The 17424-nt window shown below is 65.0% G+C and carries 13 protein-coding genes; 7 read left to right on the top strand and 6 right to left on the bottom strand.

All coding sequences use genetic code 11. The features are described 5' to 3' along the window. Positions 1 to 224: 224 nt before the first annotated feature. Positions 225 to 1262: a hypothetical protein gene (locus tag VT84_RS12500; RefSeq protein ID WP_082839765.1), complete on the top strand. Its 1038-nt coding sequence runs from the start codon at positions 225 to 227 to the stop codon at positions 1260 to 1262. A 90-nt stretch (positions 1263 to 1352) separates the two neighbouring features. On the opposite strand, the gene VT84_RS12495 is transcribed toward VT84_RS12500, so the two are convergent. Continuing rightward, positions 1353 to 4052, bottom strand: coding sequence for an ABC transporter substrate-binding protein (locus VT84_RS12495; protein ID WP_082839764.1), 2700 nt, complete (start codon positions 4050 to 4052; stop codon positions 1353 to 1355). 220 nt (positions 4053 to 4272) lie between these two features. On the opposite strand from VT84_RS12495, the gene VT84_RS12490 reads away from it, so the two are divergent. Then, complete coding sequence (locus VT84_RS12490; protein ID WP_082839763.1) at positions 4273 to 4593, top strand: hypothetical protein; 321 nt, start codon at positions 4273 to 4275, stop codon at positions 4591 to 4593. Between the two features lie 141 nt (positions 4594 to 4734). Continuing rightward, positions 4735 to 5172, top strand: coding sequence for a hypothetical protein (locus VT84_RS12485; protein ID WP_052558561.1), 438 nt, complete (start codon positions 4735 to 4737; stop codon positions 5170 to 5172). A gap of 126 nt (positions 5173 to 5298) precedes the next feature. Here VT84_RS12485 and VT84_RS12480 read toward each other — a convergent pair whose 3' ends face one another. Continuing rightward, a complete protein-coding gene (locus tag VT84_RS12480) occupies positions 5299 to 5685 on the bottom strand; it encodes a hypothetical protein (protein ID WP_082839762.1) in 387 nt (128 codons plus the stop codon). A 235-nt stretch (positions 5686 to 5920) separates the two neighbouring features. Here VT84_RS12480 and purB point away from each other — a divergent pair, with 235 nt between their 5' ends. Together purB and VT84_RS12470 are read left to right on the top strand one after the other, a co-directional pair. Beyond that, a complete protein-coding gene (gene purB, locus VT84_RS12475; protein ID WP_082839761.1) occupies positions 5921 to 7417 on the top strand; it encodes an adenylosuccinate lyase in 1497 nt (498 codons plus the stop codon). Positions 7418 to 7578: 161 nt separating this feature from the next. Further along, the gene (locus VT84_RS12470; protein WP_082839760.1) at positions 7579 to 8250 is read left to right on the top strand and encodes a hypothetical protein; all 672 of its coding nucleotides are present in this window, start codon (positions 7579 to 7581) and stop codon (positions 8248 to 8250) included. A gap of 321 nt (positions 8251 to 8571) precedes the next feature. Here VT84_RS12470 and VT84_RS12460 read toward each other — a convergent pair whose 3' ends face one another. The 4 genes from VT84_RS12460 to proB all read right to left on the bottom strand — a co-directional run bounded on the left by VT84_RS12460 (position 8572) and on the right by proB (position 12682). Beyond that, entirely contained in the window at positions 8572 to 10134 is a 1563-nt protein-coding gene (locus VT84_RS12460; RefSeq protein ID WP_239465824.1) for a DEAD/DEAH box helicase, read from the bottom strand. A gap of 177 nt (positions 10135 to 10311) precedes the next feature. Continuing rightward, complete coding sequence (locus VT84_RS12455; RefSeq protein WP_082839758.1) at positions 10312 to 10656, bottom strand: hypothetical protein; 345 nt, start codon at positions 10654 to 10656, stop codon at positions 10312 to 10314. Positions 10657 to 10765: 109 nt separating this feature from the next. Next, entirely contained in the window at positions 10766 to 11356 is a 591-nt protein-coding gene (locus VT84_RS12450; RefSeq protein WP_082839757.1) for an RNA polymerase sigma factor, read from the bottom strand. 75 nt (positions 11357 to 11431) lie between these two features. After that, on the bottom strand, positions 11432 to 12682 hold the full coding sequence (proB, locus tag VT84_RS12445) for a glutamate 5-kinase (RefSeq protein WP_239465823.1): 1251 nt from the start codon (positions 12680 to 12682) through the stop codon (positions 11432 to 11434). A gap of 235 nt (positions 12683 to 12917) precedes the next feature. On the opposite strand from proB, the gene VT84_RS12440 reads away from it, so the two are divergent. Both VT84_RS12440 and VT84_RS12435 read left to right on the top strand, forming a co-directional pair. Continuing rightward, on the top strand, positions 12918 to 14279 hold the full coding sequence (locus VT84_RS12440) for an ABC transporter substrate-binding protein (protein WP_204249754.1): 1362 nt from the start codon (positions 12918 to 12920) through the stop codon (positions 14277 to 14279). Continuing rightward, the gene (locus VT84_RS12435) at positions 14276 to 17410 is read left to right on the top strand and encodes a response regulator (protein ID WP_082839756.1); all 3135 of its coding nucleotides are present in this window, start codon (positions 14276 to 14278) and stop codon (positions 17408 to 17410) included. Before VT84_RS12440 ends, VT84_RS12435 begins: the two co-directional genes overlap by 4 nt. The last annotated feature ends 14 nt before the right edge of the window (positions 17411 to 17424 follow it).

Genomic DNA, 17424 nt, shown 5'->3' with positions numbered 1-17424 from the left:
GGACGTGGGTGTCACCGAACAGATTAACCGCAGGAGATCGAAGATGCAATTATTGCCGACCGGGATGCAACGGCGCTGCATCACTTAACATGCAATTCGTTGTGAGTGGGATGTAATTAATAGAAATCACGAGAAACCCTATTTCGTGTTTAGGGGTATTGCAGGCGACAACTTATCGCGATGATTGGTGCCAGACCTCTCCCCAATTACTGCGAGGTTCAATCGTGCCGGTTGCTCGGTACTTCAAGGTTTGGGCGGGAGCATTACCCGAGGAATTGGGGCGCTACCCCGCCGATATTGCCGCGCGGCTTTTGACGGCCACGGATGTCCAGAAGTATCGTTTTGTCCAGACAATTTCCCTCCAGGTCGCCACTGACTACTCGTCCTTCGTGGCTTCGGACACACAACTCCAACCGCTTTTCGCCCGGCTTGAAGCCGTCGATCCGGTGAGTGCCCCGTTCTTCGATTTGGCCGGTGAAGCCGACCGACTGTGCCGAGAGGCCGAGGCACGCGCCACCGACGCGACACCACGGGTTGGGGTACCGTCCGACGACGAGTACATGGATGCGCGTCTCAGGCGCTACTTGGCCGAACTAGTCAGTGCCACCCAGGTGGCTCCGGGCGCCGCCGCGCTGGCCTCGACGCTAGTAGCCCTGCAGAACCTCTACATGAAGATTGAAGAGGAATTCGACTTTCGGCGCCTGCTGCGGTTGCGCGACCGCGTAATCGATAATACCGGCACTGTGCGCCCGTGGCCGTGTTACGCGGGGCTGGCGTCGCGGCTCGGCCCCCGGATGACGGCCCCACTCGAGCACGCCAGTGATGGGGCGTTGCGGCGCTTGGCCCTTGCGTACGCGCGCGTTGCCGCGGGTACCCTCCCGCGGCCCCTGCCCACCCCACTGCGCAAGCTCCTGGGCGCGTGCCGGCGATACTCCGCGGATACGGCCGACGACGCGCTCCGGGTCCGTGTCCACCACTTCGCCAGCCGGTATTCCGGAGCCCTGTCGGATCGCGTCGAAGCCCGCTCGCACTACTTACGGAAGAAGTGGTTGAACCCCGACGCGAACGATGATTTCCTACGTATCAAACAACTCGGGTTAGTCTCTTACGTGTTTGAAGTAGCCTCCAGCGAGGACGTGTTCGATGCACTAGACTGGACTACCCAGCACGTCTCGGACACACTTGAGCAACCGCTGTTGAGCCGGGTTCAACGCCGTTGTGAACGTATTCTTCGGCGCGCGATGAATCCCGAAGGGCACTGACGGGACCGATCTTCCGCCCCCACTTATTTTCCACGATCGTCACTCACTTACGACCATTGAAGAGAGGCGAAGGTTCGGTTGTTCTCGCTCTCACTCCAGGCGCCAGCGCGCGATGCCCTGGAACAGCGTCGTCGGGTTCAGGACGCCCGGGCTAACGGGCGTTTCGGAGTCGTCGGTGTAGACCTTCACGCTCTCGTGGAACAGCATGTGCCGGTCGATTTGCCAGAGCGGGACGAATGGCACGCACTCGTTGAACTGCTTGTGAACCTCGGTCGTCTTCGAGGCGAGGGAGTTGAACTCCCGGTAGGCCCGCAGTTCGTTCAGGAGCTGCCCCAGGCGCGTGTCTTCGGCGTCGGCGCCGGTGTTCTTCGTTTGGAACCCGGTCCAGTTGCGCCCGCCGCGCTCGCCCGCCGTCGAATCGAGCATCGCACCCAGCGCGAACGGGTACCAGTCGTCGGGGTAATCGAACGGCACGTAAGCCATGTCGAAACGGTGCTCGTCCTCGACGCGGAGCATCAGCTCGCGGAACGGCTGTGGTACGAGTTTGATCGTCAGTTTTCGCCCCTGGGCGTCCTTGAACAGCGACTCGACCTGTTCCTTGATCTTCGTACACGCGACCACCGCTTGCGGATCATCGCTGGAGTAAATCAGCTCGAGTTCGGACTTCGCCCCCGCGTCGAAGAGGTAGTTCCGGAAGCGCGTGAGCGCGAGGTCGCGGTTCAGGAGCTGCGCCACCTGACCGTTCGAGCCCTTCGGATTGGCCCAGCACCGCGGCGGGAACGGCCCGTTCATCGCCCGGTGGAACTCGGCCTTCCCGGACCGGTACACGTCGTTGAGGATCGCTTCGCGGTCGATCGCGAGCATCAGCCCCTGGCGCAGCAGTTTGCTCTGGAGCGCCGGGCGCCGGTGGTTCAGCGCCAGCATGTGAACGCGGCGGTTGTTGATCGCGGTGTAGTCCCTCACCGTCTTACCGAGAGCGGCCCGGTACTTCTCGACGTCGGCCGTGGGCACGTCCGTGAGAACGTGCAACCCGCCCTGGTTAAACGTCTCGACCACGTTGTGGACCTTCGCGATTTCGAGCAGCCGCACCTCTTTGATGAACGGCTGGTTGGCCCGGTCCCGCCAGCGCCCGTAGAGCGGGTTATCGACGAACACCATCTCGCGCGGGGTGTTCCCGTCGGGCCGCGGGTTCGCGTACAACTTGAACGGCCCGGTACCGAGCGGCTGTTCGGCGAACCCGTGGTCGTCGAGGGCCATCTTCTTGGACTCCATCCAGCGCGCGGGGAGCAGCTTGAACGTGAGCGCCGCGCGCGGGTCCGGGTGCCCCTGTTTGAAGGCCACGCGCACCGTCGCGTTGTCGCGCGGCGTGGGCAGGTCGTCCAACCACGGCAGCGCGTACGCGCTCCACGAATCGGGGCGCGAGGCGAGTAACTTCATCGTCCCGACGACGTCGTGCGACTCGAACCCGTAGCGCCCGGTGGCGCCGGCGTCGAACGTCCGCAGGGAGAACTCGCGGGCGCCCGGCACCACGGCCGGCATCCCGATCGCGCCGGCGGGCCGGTACCGCGCGCCCCCGCCGTCGTCGGGCACTTCCGCGAGCAGCCCCTCGAACATCAGCTCGACCGCCTGTTTCTCGCTGTCCAATCGGGCGGTGCTCGGCGACATCAGTTCCGGGTACTGGCGCACGCCGACGTAGAGCGTCTGGTAGCCGGTCTTCAGCTCGCGCTGGAGGTCGCGCGCGCCGGGGAGCGTGGGGTCGAGGGCGACGGCCCGCGTCAGCGCGTCGCGCGCGCCGGTGGTGTCGTTGGCCGCCTTCCGCTCCTTCGCGCGGGCGAAGGCCTGTTCCGCCCGGCGCGTCAACTCGGTACGGATCGCGCGCACCGCGTCGCCGCCCGCACCGGGAAAACTGACCTCGAACTCGTCGAGCAGTTCCCGGGCCTTCACGTGGTCGAAGTGCTTCTCGGACGTCAACAGGCGCTTGGATTCCAGCACCCGGGCCGTGGCCACCTCGGTCGCCACCTCCGCGTCCTTCGGGTACGTGAGGATGAGCCGGCTGCCGTACTCGCGCACCCGGAGCCACTCGCCCGCGGCGACGGCGCTCTTGAGTTGGAGCAGGCGCACCTCGCGCGCGCGCTCCACGAGGGGCTTGCGCACCTCGTCCCACCCCCGGCCCCGGCGGATATTGTGCTCGCGCGCGAAGTCGTGGAACCGGAGCGCCGCGCTCAGCAATCGCTCCGCCGCGCCGACTTGCTCGAAGGCGGTCCACCCCTGCGGCCCGTTCGTGGCCCCGAGCGGCTTGGCCGCGAGCGCCTGGTTCGCTTCCGCCAGAACGATTTCCTCGAAGTAATCGATCCGCTTCATCTCGACCGTGTTGACCGCTTGGGGCGCGGTGAAATTCCCCTCACGATCGAGTTCCTGGATGCCGAATTGAGCCGGAAAGCGCTCCCCGCGTGCGATCGGGATCGGCTTGATCCGCGTAACCGCCTTCGTGGTGAGCCGGTCGAACGGGACGACGTGCTTGAGCAGGAGTTCCTTTACCGCGGGGTTGGTGGACTCCTCGGCCCCGCGCGCGAGTTCGTCCAGGCGCGCGTCGGGAGTCGCGCCGGCTCCGCCCGCCGGCTTCGCGACGGGATCGTCTTCGACCTTGATGCGCTTTTTCACCCCGGCCTTGGGGTCTTCCTCTTCGACCGGCGGTTGTGCCAGGACACCTAGTGCGAAGGCCGTGAGCAAGCCAACGAGGGCCGCGGAAACGCGGTGCCAGGAACGGCAGGGGCGCGCGGGATCTGACATCGAGTGCCTCGAATATGGCACGGAACTCTATTTGTGCCGATGTGTTGATGATAACACGCCGGCGCGGAGAAGCGGCGCGAACCTCGCGGAGAACGCGATTCCGGCCCCGGCCGCTTGACCCACAGAATCTCTTAACGTTCAATACCAAGCGCCGTTGGGCACCCGCTCGCGTTCTAAGATGAGAGACAGCGGGTGCCCATCGCTCTCCAGGAGTCCGTCGATGCGGAAACTATTACTCTCACTCGTCTTCCTATTCAGCATGACCGGCCTGGTTACGGCCGTCGAAGTGACGCTCGTAAAATTCGATAAAGACAAGAAAGAAGTTCGGGTGAAAGAAGGCGACGTCGAGAAGACCTACAAAATCACCGATAAAACCAAGTTCACCGGCGTCGACAAAAGTGGCGACGCGAAGGAAATGAGCTACGAAGACGCCCTGAAGGGTTTGGGGAACGCCAAAGCCGAGGGCAAACTGAAATTCGATGTCACGGTGAAGGAAGGCGCGATCGTCGAAGCGAAGATGAAAGCGCGCAAGAAGAACTGATCCCTTCCGCGACACACACGGTACAAGTCGTAAGGTCGCGAGTCATAAGGTCAAAGACCTCGTGACTCGCGACCTTACGACTTGTGACTTTTGGGTGATGGCGTAAGATGACGTAATACGATCATCCAAGCGAGGCCCGTCATGGCGAAGGACAAGAAGGAGAAGACGGAAAAGTCACAGATCGTCGCCTTCAAAGTCGATGACGATTTGGCCAACTTCCTCGACAAGCTCCCGAACAAGAGCGAGTTCATCCGCCGGGCGATCCTGGCGCAGTTCAACATGACGTGCCCGCTCTGCACCGGCTCTGGGGTGGTCCCCGCCGGGCTGCACACGCACTTCGAGCACGTGATCGAGCACCACTCATCGCGCCCGTGCGACAAGTGCAAGACACCGGTGACGTTCCCGCTCTCAGCAGAAGGGGTCGTTCCCGCGGACAAGGGCCGCCTCGAACAGTTCCTCAAGGGCGGTCCGCTCTACTGCACGAAGTGTTACCCGTCGATCCCGCCCTGCGACGATTGCGGCTGGCACGTCATGATGGAGAAGGTCGCCGAGCACTTTAAGAAAGTACACTCGCACTGAGCGATCGTCACAAGTCATAAGGTCAGCGGAATAGACAATAAGGCCACACATCGTAAAGTCAAAGACCTCAACCAAATGGGTCTTCGACTTTACGATGTGTGACCTTATGACTTTCGACTCTTCGGCTTAGAACTGGTCCAGCCAGAAGTGGTTCCCGCGGTAGTACCGCATCGGGGTCCACAGTTCATATCGCCAGCCCGGTTCCTTGAACGCGGGGTAGGCCATGTACGCCGGCGGGCGGACGTAGGGGTGGCCCTTCGGTTCCGGCCATTGCGGGCTGTTCTGCGGCCAGTAGCTGTGCGGGTAGTAGTAGTACGGGTAGTAGTACATCCGCGGCAGGGTCGGTTCCGGCCCCTGCGGGAAATCGGTCCGCTGCTGCGGGGTGGGCATCGTGTAGAACGCGGGCGGCGGGGGCTGAACCCCGGGCTGCTGAGCTGACGCCGATTGCTCGGCGCCCATCCACAGGGCCACGCCGAGCGCCGCGAAACTGAGTCGCGGGAGCCATGTGCGCATTGATCGTCCTCCGTGAGCGCGAAATGCGACAGCCGGCCCGGTTTGGGGCCGAACGTCCTGTCGAGGGAAGCATACCCCACCCTTTTCCCCCGTGGCTCCGGACTCGCCCCTCGGCGCGCGGAAATCGTACAACAAACAGCGCCCTGTGCCACTTCTGGCGGGCGTTCAACAAGCACCGAGTTGAGGTGCGGACCCCGGGCCGAATACCCGTTCCGCGCGAAGAATCATTCAAGTTATGACGCAACCCACCGACGTGTACGATAACCCGCTCATTGGCCGGTACGCCTCCACCGAGATGGCCGAGCGCTGGGGACCGCTGCGGAAGTTCCGCACCTGGCGCCGGCTCTGGCTCGCGCTCGCCGAAGCGGAAGCCGAACTGGGGCTCCTCGCCGACGACGGGAAGTCCCCGCGCATCACCCCGGCGCAACTCCAGGAACTCGCGAGCCACCTCGACGACATCGATCTGAAGCGCGCCGCGGCTCACGAGAAGCGCCTGCGGCACGACGTGATGGCGCACATCCACGCACTTGGTGACGTCGCCCCGGGCTGCAAGGAAATCGTTCACCTCGGCGCCACCTCGTGCTACGTCACCGACAACGCCGACCTCATTCTGATGCGCGAGAGCCTCAACCAGCTCTGTGCGACGCTGGCGAGCGTCATCGACGCCCTCGCGACGTTCTCGAAAACTTGGAAGGACGAGCCAACACTCGGGTTCACGCACTTCCAGCCCGCGCAGCTCACCACCGTGGGCAAACGCGCGACGCTGTGGCTGTTCGACTTCGTACTCGACCTGAAGGAACTCGAGCGCCGGCGCGATGAATTGCCGTTCCGCGGCGCGAAGGGCACGACCGGCACGCAAGCGAGTTTCCTCGCTCTGTTCCGCGGCGACCACGAGAAAGTGAAGGCGCTCGACCAACTCGTCGCGAAGAAGATGGGCTTCGAGACCGCGGGCGTGTTCCCCGTCACCGGGCAAACGTACTCGCGGAAGATCGACACGCAGATCCTCGACGCGCTCAACGGCCTCGCCCAGTCCGCGCACAAGTGGGGCACGGACCTGCGGTTGCTCGCGCACCGTCAGGAGGTGGACGAACCGTTCGAGGCGGAGCAGATCGGTTCGAGTGCGATGGCGTACAAGCGCAACCCGATGCGGGCCGAGCGCATGTGCAGCCTCGCGCGCTTCATTTCGGGCCTGCCCGCGATGGCCGCCAACACGGTTTCGACTCAGTGGTTCGAGCGCACGCTCGACGACAGCGCGTGCCGCCGGCTGTACGTTCCGCAAGCGTTCCTCGCGACCGACGCGGTACTCCGCATCGCGCTGAACCTGGTCACCCAGCGGACCGGCCCGGACAACCGCGGACTGATGGTCAACCGCCCGGTGATCGCGAAGAACGTGCGCGAGCACCTGCCCTACATGGTCACCGAGAACCTGATGATGGCCGCGGTACAGGCCGGCGAGGACCGTCAGGAGGTTCACGAAGTGGTGCGCCAGCACAGCCACGCGGTCACCGCCCGCGTGAAGGCCGGCGAGGGCACCACCGCGGAACTGCTGGAAAAACTCCAGCGGGAAACCGCGTTCGACAAAGTGGACTTCGCGGTGATTGCGGGTCAGGCGCCGTGCGAGTTCGTCGGGCGCTCGCCGGAGCAGGTCGAAGAGTTCCTCGCGGACCACATCGAACCAATCCGCAAGCGCTACGCGAGTGTGTTAGGAAAGACGGCCGAACTGCACGTGTGACGCGGAATCTTGTGGATTGCCTACCTTCTGTAGCTGGCTGTTGGCTGTCCGGCGCTTTTGGCTCACCGGCCTCACAGTGACGGCTACAGAAAACAATCCCACGAGATCGTATGAGTTGGCCCGCGACAACGGGCGAGTAACAATCCCGAGCGAGTTCACCCATGCTCCCGATCCCGATCGTCTGGACGAACTACACGTTTATCACAAGCGGTCGGGTTCTGAAGCTCGTCCCGTGCGAGAGCTGTTCGATCGAATACGTTTACCTCCTCGAGCGCGAGGGCGAAGGCTCTGGTACCAGCTTTTATCTGATGAATGAAGATGGCGCCCAGGCGGACGCGGTTTCGTCCGCCAAAGACGCGCTCAACCAGTACCTGGAGAACGACTTCGACCCGATCCCGTGCCCCATCTGCGGGCACTACCAGCGACACATGCACCCGAAACTGTACGTGCCGGCCGCGTGGCTGCAGGGTGCTCAACTCGCGGTTCTCGCCGCCAGTGTCGTGTGTGCGGTCATCGCAATGTACTGCACCTTCACCTACCTGCTACGGTTCAACAACCAACTCTTGTGGCGGATGCTCGCGGCGTGGGTCGTGCTCGCGGTCTTCGGCTTCCTTGGCGCCAGACTGCGCGTGCTGGAGCGCTCCCGAGCGCAACGGTACGATCCCAACACGGGTGACCCACAACCTCGCATAGCAATGGGTCGGAGCCGTGCTTCTACGCGGGCGGAATTCGAGGCTCAACAGCGGGAACGCACAGGTGGCCGAGCACTGCCGTGGGTCATCCACAACCCGGGACGGGCAGACGCCACAGGAACGGAGCCGGCTGGGGAATGATGCTCGTTTATGGTTGAACCGGTGTTACGAGCGTTTGGGAACATCGTTTTGCGTTCCGAGTGACTCCGGCTGCAAGACCGGAGTGACGATTCGGTGCAAAACGATGTAAGCGCCCACGGCTGTCAAAAGAAGTACGGCGGGAATGACGGCACGGCCCAAAAGGACTAACAGAACCGCGCCGACTGTGCAGCCAAGAACGATCCGCTTCGAGAGGTCCGAAGCGGTCGATGACTGCCGGTGGCGGGCCGCTAACCGGCCGACCAACACCAGAAGAATGAGCCAGTACGGGATCTCTCGTATCCACTCCATTTGCGACCCCGATCAGAGGCGCTGACTGTACCGCTTGCCGCGCCGACCGAAGACCGTCTTCTTCGCGGCCTCGTCCGACGCCCCCGTGCCCTCTTCCGGCGCTCGTGCCGGAGGCGCGTCGTCGTCACCCCAACCGTCGTCTTCGCCCTCGGGCTTTACGGGCTTCACGGAATCCAACCCGGTGAAGATCACTTTCACGTCGCGTGCCGGCCCCTTCGCCCGCGGCGCCGCGGACTCGAAGCCCTCGATCTGGTCCGCCTCGATGAGCCGGTTAATCATCATCTCGATGTTGGTGAGCTGCTCGCCCTGCTCCGGTAGCGCGAACGAGATCGCGATGCCGTCCTTACCGATGCGCCCGGTGCGCCCGATCCGGTGGACGTAGTTCTCGATGTCCATCGGCAGGTCGTAGTTGATGACGTGCGACAGGTTCGAGACGTCGATCCCGCGGCTCATCACGTCGGTCGCGATCAGGTACTTGATCTCGGCCGTGCGGAACGCGGCCATGATCTTTTCGCGCTGCGATTGCGGGAGGTCGCCGTGGATCACCGCGGCCTTCGGCACCGCGCGCTTGAGGTCGCGGTACAGGTTGTCGGCCCAGCGCTTGCGCTCCACGAAGATGAGGCACTGGCGCGGCTTTTCGCGCTCGATGACGCGCTTCAGCAGCTCGAACTTCCGGTCCGCGTCCACCGTGAAGTAGCTCTGGCGGATCTTGTCCACGGTCGGCGTGCTCGGCGTCATGTGCAGGTGAACCGGGTCTTTCATGTACCGGTTCACGAGGCGCTTGATCGAATCGGGCACGGTCGCCGACATGAGCAGCGTCTGGCGCTCGGTCGGGCACCGCTTCAGGATGCGCTCGATGTCGTCGCGGAAGCCGATGTCGAGCATCCGGTCCGCTTCGTCGAGCACCGCGTAGCGCACTTGCGCCAGCGACATCGAGCCGCGTTGCAGATGGTCGAGCATCCGGCCCGGTGTTCCGACCACCAGGTCGCACCCGCGAGTCAGTCCCGTCAGTTGCCGCTGCATCCCGGTGCCGCCGTAGACCGGCACGCACCGGAACTGGCTGCTCGGGGCGAGCTTCTCGGCCTCGTTCGCGATCTGGAGCGCGAGTTCGCGCGTCGGCGTCATCACGACACCGATCGGCCCCTTGAGTTTGTGAGGGCGCCAGCGATTGAGGAACGGGATCAGGAACGCGGCCGTCTTACCGGTCCCCGTTTGCGCCTGCCCGATAACGTCTTTGCCGCGCAGGGCGGGCGGAATCACCGCTTCCTGAATCGGCGTCGGGTGCTTGTACCCGGCCGCGTTGATGGCGTCCATGAGCGGGCGCATCAGTTTCAGGTCCGCGAAGACCATCGCGGGATCGGTTTCCGGCGGCGGGGCGGATTCGTGATCGGGGTCGCTTGCGGGATCGGTTTCGGCTTCGTCCGTTTCGTCGTCGAAATCATCGTCCGCGGTCGCGGTTTCATCGAGTGGAGGGGCGTCAACCGGCTCGTCAGAAGTCGGCTCTTCGTCGGGGACGTGAGTTTGTTCGGATTCGGGAACGGTCCAATCGTCCCCGTCAGTTGGGGGAATCAACACATGCTCCGTCAGTAAGCGTGTTCGTGCAGCACCACAGGTGCGGTGAGAAACGAGTCTCACTGGTCATGTTAAGCTGGCGCGTGCGAAAGTGTCTACTCAACTTACGGAATGACCGGAAAAAGCAGAACGTCCGACCGCATTTGTGGCCAGACGTTCGTTTTGTGCTCGAGCGGCGATTCAGTTGCCGTCTTTGAGATCGATCTTGATGCCGCCGTCGTTGCCTTTAGCTTTGTCTTCACCCATCTTCTTGAGCGGCAAGTGTTTATCGCCGTCGGCACTGCCGCCGGAGAGCATCCCGGGACCGCTGATGGCCGGCGTGGGGCAGCCAGCGGGTCGAGTTCCCGGCTCGTAACCGTTAGTCAGCAACCACCCGGTACCGAGCAGCAGCGCAACGGACGCAGCCAGGGTGAATCGGGCGCGAGCGGTGTTGTCCCGGAATTTCGCCGGAGCGTTCCGCGGCGATTCGGTGGTTCGCGTCGCGACCAGTTCGGACGGCTCGACCGTCGCGTGGGCCACGGGCACCGGGCCTTCGGCCAGGGCTGCTTGAGCTGGGACTTGAAGAAGTCCGAGAGCAGTTGGTCGAGTTCACCCGCACTGCTCTTATCGCGTTTTGGAGAGGTAGTGTTCGTGTTCATGTGTTCGTTTCACTCGCGGTTTCACCGGGAGTGAAGTCTCCGTGAATCGAGAGTCGTTCGGCGAGCCGCTGGCGAGCGCGGCTCAGCCTCATGTGGACCGCCGTGACAGCCACATCGAGCTGCTCGGCAATCGTGTTCGCGTCGTAATCCAGGGCGTATCGGAGCGTGAGTATTTCTCGGTCCGCGGGCGCCATCTCGTCCAGTACCGCGCGCAATTGGGCGAACTGTTCCTGGCGCTCCAGCTCATCAACCGGCAGCGGTTGCGAGGACCGCACACCGTTTAGTAGTTCCGGGGGCTGCGTTCCGTTCCGCCGAAACGCGCTTTTCGCGTAATCTTCTGCCAAATTACGCGCGACCCGCAAGAGCCAGGCGCGCGGGTTTTGTATGTCCTCGCCACCGGCTTCCCACTGCTTCCAGAGCCGCAGGAACGCCTCTTGCGTGATGTCCATCGCGAGGTCGGAATCCATCCACCGGGCGTAAGCGAGCGCCCAGACTTCACGGCTGTGTTGCTGGTAAAGCGCCTCAAACTCCGCCCGCCTGGTGGAGTCACCGGGCGGGGCCGGGGGATTCGCTTCGCCTTTCGGCATCGTCACATATCAGCCGCAGGAATTCACATTCAGCGGTCGTCCGTCACACCATTAAGACGACACTCCGCCCGCATTCTAACTCGTTAACACGAGATTGTCGCGATGGACCAATTCCGGGTAGGGTACGCTCCCCAAAACCGCCGCAATACGTTCCGTGTGAAGTCCGCGAATGCGCTGAGCGGCGGTGGAGGAATAATTACTCAACCCGCGCGCCACCTCGACCCCGTTCGGATCGCAAATCGATACCACATCACCTTTTCCGAACTCTCCTTCGACGGCCGTGACGCCGATCGGCAGTAGGCTCCGCCCATCGAGCACAGCTTGCCGTGCCCCCGTGTCCAGCCGGAATACCCCCTTCGGGCGGACGGTTAACCCGAACCACCGTTTCCGGGACGAAACCCCTTCTCCGTGTGGGAGAAACAGCGTTCCGACCGGCTCCGCGGCGAATACGCGGTCCAAAATACCGTCGAGGGAACCGTTCGCCATGATGACGGCTTCCCCCGCAACCGTGACAAGTCGCGCCGCCTTCAGTTTGCTCTCCATCCCCCCCGTACCGAGGGCGCTTTTCGTATCGGCCGCCAATCCCGTCACGGATTGATCGATGTTCGGCACGGTGGCCACGAGTTTCGCGTCCGGATTCGATCGGGGATCGTCCGAGTACAACCCGTCCACGTTTGTTAAAAGCACGAGAAGCGGAGCACGCAGAAGGTTCGTGACCATTGCGGCGAGGTGGTCGTTGTCACCGAACTTGATCTCCGCGACCGAAACCGTGTCGTTCTCGTTGATGATCGGCAGCGCCCCGTACTCGAACAGCGTGCCGATCGTGTTCCGGGCGTTCAGGTAGCGGGCGCGGTTCTCGAAGTCGCTCGCCGTCAGCAGGATCTGGGCGGTGTGAATCCCGTACTTGGTCAGACTCTCCTGGTAAAGCTGCATCAGTGCGGACTGACCGACCGCGGCGCACGCTTGCAGGTGCGAGAGGTCCGTGGGGCGCTTCCCCAGTGCCAGTTTCCCGACCCCGGCACCAATGGCCCCGGAAGTCACGAGCACGACCCTGCGGCCACTCGACCGGATACGGTGGAGTTGGTCCGCGAGCGACTGAATGCGGTGCCGGTCCAGGTGCCCGGTCGGGTCGGCCAGCACATTCGTGCCGACCTTGATGACGACTGTCGTGGCCGCTGAAACGACTTCCTGACGAACCGAATCGACCATTACCGCCCCGCGCTGCGACTGACTGAATGAGGTTGTGGTCTTGGTAACCGCAACCGTCAAACCAGACAACGGGAATCCTTCGGGTGCCGGTCCGTTGAGTTCTCGCGGTTGCGTCACTCCACCCGCTCGTTCACTCACCTTTCTTTGTGTGAGTCGCAACTTTCTCGTCCCGCCGACAGTGGACCGTTTGGGTTCGTGCCCAAACACAACGCGGGGGTCGCAAAACAGAAGAGTTTTGCGCGGAGGCGAAAAAAGCCCGTCACGCGCCCGCCACCCGGACTAGAGTCGATGTGCGAACGCACCGACGCTCTACCTCCGATTAGACTCTCCACGCCGAACCCCGAAGGAAACTATGAATCGGGAGTCCCGAGAACGGACCGGGGGTACTTGGCCCCGCGCGCTCCTGATCGCGGGCGCTCTCGCGCTGGGTGCCGGGGCGCTCGCGTGGCTCGTGTCCATTGGGACCGAGTGGCCGGGCGCCGCGTCCGCCGATGCGGGCCAAAACGCGCCAGGAAGTCCCGCGCGCACCGGGCCGCGGGTTCCCGCGAGCGACGACGAACTTGAGTTGGGTATGTCCGCCCCGTTTTCGGGTCCGAGCCGCGGGCTGGGCATCGACCTGTACCGGGGATCGAAAGCGTACTTCGATTACATTAACGCGCGCGGCGGGGTCCACGGCCGCAAGGTGGTCATTCGGGCTTACGACGACGGGTACAACCCGGGACCGGCGATCGACAACACGGTCCGCCTGATCGAGGAGGACGACGTGTTCCTCCTGTTCAACTACGTCGGCACCCCCACCACGACGCGCTGTTTACCGCTCCTGAAGCGCGACCGCGACCGGTCCGTCTTCCTCTTCTGCCCGTTCACGGGCGCGCAACCCCAGCGCCAGGCCCCTTACGGCGAATTCGTGTTCAACCTCCGGGCGTCGTACTACCAGGAAACCGCGGGACTGGTGGACCACTTCGTCCGGGTCGGGCGCACGCGGATCGCGGTCTTCTACCAGATCGACGCCTACGGGCGCAACGGGTGGGAGGGCGTTCGGACCGCGCTGGGTCGGCACGGGCTGAAAATGACCGGAGAAGCGACCTACCGGCGCGGCACGACCTTCGACGCGAGTCTCAAGCAGCAAGTCGAGATCCTCCGAGCGGGCGCCCCGGACGCGGTCGTCTGCGTCGGCTCCTACGCGGCATGTGCGGCGTTCGCCCGCGACGCCCGCGACACCGGCTGGGACGTGCCCATCGCCAACCTCTCGTTCGTCGGGAGCGAGAACCTGCTCGCGCTGCTCCGGGAAGCGGGGCGGGCGAACGGAACGGACTACACCCGCGGGCTGATTAACTCCCAGGTGGTGCCGAGCTACGACGACACCTCCTTGCCCGCGGTCCGCGAGTACCGCGAGCTGATGGGGCGCTACGACCCGCGCGTCCCGGCCCACCTGCTGACGGACGATTATCAGCCGGTCCCGCACAGTTTCGTGAGCCTCGAAGGGTTCCTGAACGCCAAGCTCCTCGTGGCCGTGCTGGAGAAAATGGGCGCGCCGTTCGAGCGCTGGCGCGTCCGGAAGGCGGCCGAATCGGTCCGCGACCTCGACCTCGGCATCCGCGTCCCGGTCTCGTTCGGCCCCGACCGCCACCAGGCGACCGAGCGCGTCTACTACACGGTGGTGCGGAACGGGAAGTTCGAGCCGATGACCGACTGGGAGGGCTGGCGCAAATGAGGCTCTCCGGACTGTTACCCCGCACGCTGCTCGTCCTGGTCGGACTGTTCGGCACCACCATCTTGGCCCTGGCCGTTTTCCTGGCCTGGAGCATCGACCGGAGCCTGACCGCCGAGTTCGAGGCCAAGGGCAAGGGGATCGCCGAGAACATCGCCAGCGCCGGCATCGACACGCTCGTCAACCACGACCCGGCCAGCGTCCAGGCGATGATCGACGAGCGCCGGGACCGGACCCCGGGGCTCGCATACGTTCTGGTCCTGGACAACCGGCGCGAGGTCGTCTCCCACACGTTCGTCCCGAGCGTCCCGGACCAGATCGCGCAACTGCCCGGCGACCCCCACCGCACGACCGTCCGGCGCACGAGCGTCGCGGGCGCCGGCGACTGCATCAACGTCTGCAGCCCGATCCTCGCGGGCCAGGGCGGGTACGTTCACGTCGGGATGGACCGGGCCCCGATCCGGGCCGCGGTCTGGCGCAACGTCCGGCAGATGGCCGCGGTGCTGTCGCTGCTGTTCGTCACCAGCGCGCTGGCCACGGTCGCACTGATGCAACACGTTACGCACCCGCTGCGCCGGTTGACGACCGGCGCCCAGCGCCTCGCGAGCGACGGGCTCGCCGCGAGCGCCCCCGGGACGCTCCCGGACTGGTTCCCCCGCGCCCGCGGCGGCGACGAGGTGGCCGAGCTCACCCGGGCGTTCCGCTCGATGGCGATCGAGGTGACCGCGCGCGAGGTGGGGCTCAAGGAACAGTTCAAACTGCTCCTCGACTCGACCGTGGAAGCGATTTACGGGATGGACCTCGCCGGCACCTGCATTTTCTGCAACCCGGCGTGCGCCCGGCTCCTCGGGTACGCGAGCGCCGCGGACCTGCTCGGGCGCAACATGACCGAGCTGGTCCACCACAGTCGGGCCGACGGGCGCCCCCACGCGGCGCTCAAGTCCACGATCTACCGCGCCCTCAAGTTGGGCCTGGGGGCCCACGCCGACGACGAGGCGTTCTGGCGCGCGGACGGGACCAGTTTCCCGGTGGAGTACTGGTCCAACCCCATGTGCCGGGACGACGGACAGATCATCGGGTCGGTGGTCACGTTCGTCGAGATCAGCGAGCGCAAGCGCCTGAACGCCGAGCTGCGCAAGGCCAAGGACGCGGCCGAGGACGCGAGCCGCGCGAAGAGCGAGTTTTTGGCGAACATGAGCCACGAGATCCGCACGCCGATGAACGGGATCATCGGGATGACGGAACTGGCACTGGAAACGCCCCTGTCGCCCGCCCAGCGCGAGTACCTGGGGCTGGTGAAGTCGTCGGCCGACGCGCTCCTGACGGTCATCAACGACATCTTGGACTTCTCGAAGATCGAGGCCGGGAAACTGGACCTGGACCCGACCCCGTTCGCCCTGCGCGACGCGCTCGGGGACACGCTCAAGACCGTGGCCGTGCGCGCCCAGGGCAAGGGCCTCGAACTCGCGTGCCAGATCAACGACGACGTCCCCGACGGGCTCATCGGGGACGCGGGGCGCGTGCGCCAGGTCGTCATCAACCTGGTGGGCAACGCGATCAAGTTCACCGAGGCCGGCGAGGTCGTGGTGCGCGTGGCCCTCGAGGAGCACACGGACCGCGACGCTCTACTCCACTTCACGGTCACCGACACCGGGATCGGGATCCCGGGCGACAAGCTCGGCGCCATCTTCGAGCCGTTCGTGCAGGCCGACGGGTCCACGACCCGCAAGTACGGCGGGACCGGACTCGGGCTCACGATCTCGGTGCGCCTGGTCGAACTCATGGGCGGGCGGATCTGGGCCGAGAGCACACTGGGAGTCGGGAGCACGTTCCACTTCACCGCCCGGTTCGGGCGCGCGCCGGGCACCCGGTCGCGCCCCCGGACCCTCAGCCCCGCGGCCCTGGACGGGCTCCCGGTGCTGGTCGTGGACGACAACGGAACCAACCGGCGCATCCTGGTCGAAATGCTCCGGAACTGGCGCATGAACCCGGTCCCGGTGGACGGCGGACCGGAGGCACTCGGCGCGCTGCGCGAGGCGGCCGGGCGCGGGGAGCCGTTCCCCCTGGTCCTCCTGGACGCGATGATGCCCGGGATGAACGGGTTCGCGGTGGCCGACCGGATCCGCACGGACCCGGCCCTGGGGGGCACGCGCGTGGTCATGCTCTCGTCGGCCGGCCCCGGTGAGGGCACCCGGTACCGCGAGCACGGGATCGACCTGTACCTGATGAAACCGGCCAAACAGTCCGAGATCCTGGACGCGATCGCGCTGGCCCTCAGCGGCCCCCCGGACCCGGGCGCCGGGCGCGTCGCGGTAGCGGTGGCGCCGGACCGGGCACCCGGGGTGCGCCTGCGCCCGCTGAACATCCTGCTGGCCGAAGACAACCCGGTGAACCAGAAGCTCGCGGTCGCGGTGCTCGAAAAGAGCGGCCACAAGGTCACCGTGGCCCCGAACGGGCGGGTGGCCGTGGACCTGTCGGGCGCGCGCCCGTTCGACGTGATCCTGATGGACCTGCAAATGCCCGAGATGGGCGGGCTGGAAGCGACCGCGGCGATCCGCGAACGCGAGGCCGGGACCGAAACGCACCAGCCCATCGTGGCCATGACCGCGCACGCCATGAAGGGCGACGCGGACCGGTGCCTCGCGGCCGGGATGGACGGGTACGTGTCCAAGCCGGTCCAGTTCGAGCACCTGGACCGCGTGCTCGCCCGGGTACTCCCCGGCGCCACTGTTGAAGCTCCCCCGGTCCCCGCCCTCCCCTCGGTCTCGACTTCGACCCCGGCCCCGGGCGCGCCGGCCCTTGCGATCGCGGACCGGGCCGTGGCCCTGCAGTGTACGGGCGGGGACGAGGAACTCCTGCACGAGATCGCGGAACTGTTCGTACAAGAGTGCCCGCGCCAGATCGGGGAACTCCGCACCGCGCTCGGGACCGGTGACGCACCGGGCGCCCGGCGCGCGGCCCACACGATCAAGGGCGCGGCCGGGAACTTTGGCGCGCGCGCTACGTGCGAACTGGCCCAGCGGATCGAGTCACTCGCCAAGAACGGCGAACTGGACAAAGCAACCGGCCTCGTACCGGATCTGGAGCGCCAGCTCGGGTTCGTGGCCGCCGAACTTGCGAGCTGGAGCGCGTGAGCGAGCTTATTTCA

Origin of the sequence: Gemmata sp. SH-PL17 (genome assembly GCF_001610855.1) — a bacterium.
In the GTDB taxonomy this organism is placed as follows: Bacteria; Planctomycetota; Planctomycetia; order Gemmatales; family Gemmataceae; genus Gemmata; species Gemmata massiliana.
The sequence above is the reverse complement of the archived record's forward strand: the minus strand, read 5'-3'. Positions and strand labels throughout refer to the sequence as shown.